Source organism: Prevotella sp. HMSC073D09 (assembly GCF_001814145.1).
GTDB lineage: Bacteria > Bacteroidota > Bacteroidia > Bacteroidales > Bacteroidaceae > Prevotella > Prevotella conceptionensis.
On record NZ_KV815143.1, the window covers coordinates 1 to 3,423 of the forward strand.

Annotated in this window: 2 protein-coding genes and 1 pseudogene; all 3 read left to right on the plus strand. The window is 41.5% G+C overall.

From position 1 onward, the window contains the following. The coding region (locus HMPREF2955_RS16965; RefSeq protein ID WP_305775581.1) for an RHS repeat-associated core domain-containing protein at window positions 1-937 on the plus strand (937 nt) is incomplete at its 5' end. 451 nt (window positions 938-1,388) lie between these two features. After that, window positions 1,389-2,412 (plus strand): annotated as a pseudogene (locus HMPREF2955_RS17170) (RHS repeat-associated core domain-containing protein); the annotation flags it as partial. 7 nt (window positions 2,413-2,419) lie between these two features. After that, complete coding sequence (locus HMPREF2955_RS14035; RefSeq protein ID WP_070724034.1) at window positions 2,420-3,343, plus strand: ankyrin repeat domain-containing protein; 924 nt, start codon at window positions 2,420-2,422, stop codon at window positions 3,341-3,343. Window positions 3,344-3,423: the final 80 nt, after the last annotated feature.

Below are 3,423 nucleotides of genomic sequence, written 5' to 3' on the forward strand. Positions count from 1 at the left end.
CGACACCACGCACGAGGACATCTTCTTCTACCACACCGACCACCTCGGCTCCACATCCTACATCACCGACGCCAAGGCCAACGTCGCCCAGTTCGACGCCTACCTGCCCTATGGCGAACTGCTCGTGGACGAACACAGCAGCAGTGAGGAAATGCCGTACAAGTTTAATGGCAAAGAGTTCGACGAGGAGACGGGACTGTACTATTATGGCGCGAGATACATGAACCCAAGGACGAGTTTGTGGTATGGAGTGGATATATTGAGGGAAAAGTATCCTACGGTTGGAGGACAGGTATATTGTGCAGGAAATCCAATTTCTCTTATAGACCCTGATGGAAGGCAACAGCAACTCCCTGATGTCTGGAAAACAATAACACCAGTTATCTCTAAGGATAAATTTATTGGTTGGGGAAATAATCCCTTTTATAATTCATTTAAAAAGAGACACAATAGAAAACCAAATTGTTTAGATTATTCAAAAGAACAATTAAGACAAGTTGGATATACTGCAGGAGGAGCTTACGACACCTCAAATTTGTATCCATATAATGAAGGAAAAAGTGTAAATAAAGTAGAGACTAAAAAGGCAATAACATATATGATGTCAGCATTACAAAAAAATATACCAGTTTTAATTGGAGTGGACGATGCAAAAGGAAGTCCTAATCCAGATAATACAACAGACCACTTTCTTGTCGTTGTTGGAATGGGACATGATAAAGGGGGAAATTATTTTCTGGTTTATGATAATGCAACAGGTAGTAGAGAAGAAGGAACAAGTAAAAATAATAAGCTATATTATGATCCTAGAACGGAGAAAATCTCAGGTAGACTAGAGAATGGTTATGCACAGGATTCACCTAGAGCTTATACCATTACTCAGGTGCGAATATCAAAAAAAATAAAAGCAGAAGAAAACAAAAGAAAAAAGAAATGAGGATCTACATTTTATTCCTATTGCTGTTTTGCGTACAGATACACACAATAGGAGCACAATTTTTAGAACAACAATTATATGATAGTTTATCATATTCAGATGGTGTGTGTGTTAAAACAATCAAGGTTTCGTATTTGTCATTGGGGAGAGACCCCTTAAATGAAAGAAATGATAGTATTGCGTTAATAATAATGAACGCGACTCAAAATACCCCTTATACATCAATGTCCTTTCTTTATAAAGAGCAAAAATACTATATAAGCCTTCATAAAGAATGTAAAATACCAAATATTTCAAAAGGGGAAAAAATCATTTTGCAGATCCAATTTTATAAGGATATAAAACAGCCTTATAAGAATAAGTACCCTTATGCGATAATATCAAAAATAAAAAAATGTTCGTATTCAAAGAAACCATAGTACCCTAGGTGCTCACCAAACCCGCCCATCACGAGGACATCTTCTTCTACCACACAGACTACCTCGGCTCTACATCCTTACATCACCGACGCCAAGGCCAACGTCGCCCAGTTCGACGCCTACCTGCCTTATGGCGAACTGCTCGTGGACGAACATTCTTCGTCTGAAGAGATGCCATATAAGTTCAATGGTAAGGAGTTCGATGAGGAAACTGGGCTGTACTACTACGGGGCGAGGTACATGAACCCGAAGACGAGTTTGTGGTACGGGGTGGATCCGTTGGCAGAGAAGTATCCGAGCGTTGGTGGGTATTGCTATACATTCGGTAATCCACTAAGATTCATTGATCCTACCGGCATGGCTCCTACGGAGGAAGAGGCTGCAAGGATTGCCGACCACGTGTATGGGACAGGACAAGTAAGATTAACTGGCGGTTGGAAAGTTTCAAAATTAAGGTTTAAGAATGTCACTCTTAAAGATGATGATTCTGGTTTCCGCTCAGAATTGTATGAACGAACTGTGAAAGGAAAGACCGAATATGTTTATGCAACAGCAGGGACAGATTTCTCAAGCCTTGAAGATTGGAAGAATAATGCACAACAAATTGTTGGTTGATCAAAGCAGTATGATATTTCTATGCAGAACGCCGAGCGACTATCGAAAGCGATTGGCAATAAAGAATTAACTTTTGTCGGTCACTCGCTAGGCGGAGGTTTAGCTGCGGCGAACGCCTTTAAGACAGGCCGTAGAGCCATGACCTTTAATGCGGCATGGGTTAGTCCCTTCACCATTGCCTGGTGGAATAGGAAGAAAGCAACAATAGACGCATTCATTCACTTCAATGATGAATTGAATAGATTCCAAGTAAAGGTGCTGGGCGTGGGGGCAGACGGCACCCAGCATTGGCGCTTTCGGCATAATTCAATGTTAGGGCATAGCATACAAAACTTTTATAAGCCAGATCCAAAACCTGTTTCTGAGACTCTTGAGCAGAAAATTCAGAATGCACAGCAACAATATATGATGAATCGCCAAAACCTCCCAATTTCATTTTAATCGTAATATGATGTCAAGTAAATTTATATTCATCACTTTAAGCATTTGCGCTCTTTCGCTGACAGGCTGCCGGGATATTCCTGCAAATAAAGCAGATCTGCTGGGAGACGACTATCGCTTGTTTCAAGGCACAATTGCTTGGGACTTAGCTAAGGCTGTGGAAGATCAAAATGTAGCAGAAATTAAGAGGCAAGTGAAAAAACTAAAAGTGCCCGTTGACTACAAGGAGGAGAAATTTGGAGGGACGCTTTTGATGCTAGCAGTTCGCACGAACAAGTATCGTTCCGTAAAGACCTTATTATCCTTAGGTGCGAATCCCAATACCCCAAACGACACAGTACACAATTTTGGGAGAAATGCAGTGATCTTTGCTTCTATGTTTCATAGTGTTTCTGCCGATATACTACGATTGCTGTTGGAAAACGGTGGCAATCCCAATTCTGTAGAATGTGGAGTTCAGGAAGACGGCTTTGGAAATTTTGACCCTGCATGTAATTCAGCCTTATCCTATGCAGTCTTTGCAAGTTTCGAAAAGGTAAAGATACTTGTCGAGGCGGGAGCAGACGTGAACCTCGAAACAAGCGCGACGGATGTAGGAGCAATGGATGCTGCATTTGCACATCAAAGAATGGACATACTACTATATTTATTAGAGCACGGGGCGGATTATCATCGTAAATTTGAAAGGGTTAATCTTGACGATCCCAACTATCCCACCTTCAAGGTAAGCATACTCTATGAATTGCGGCTTCAAGCCTTTCCGCTCGATTCCAAGATGTACCAAGAAAAGCTAAAAGTGATCGCATTTTTGAAGAGACGTGGATTGGATTATTGGAAATATCCATATCCTGATGGAACAATAGAGATCATAAAGAGGGAAATGGGGCCTGAGGACGAACGTCAACTACAATATTTCCTAAAGAAATACTAGCAAACCGCAGGGCCTCACCGCTGGCTGCGCCTCAGAAAAACGAGCAAGCTCCTTTTTCACTCGGCTTGCACTGAAGTTCC

Bases quoted from the DNA above. Each gene is read 5' to 3' on its own strand.
- HMPREF2955_RS14035 (WP_070724034.1), top strand. From the start codon at position 2,420: ATGATGTCAAGTAAATTTATATTCATCACTTTAAGCATTTGCGCTCTT.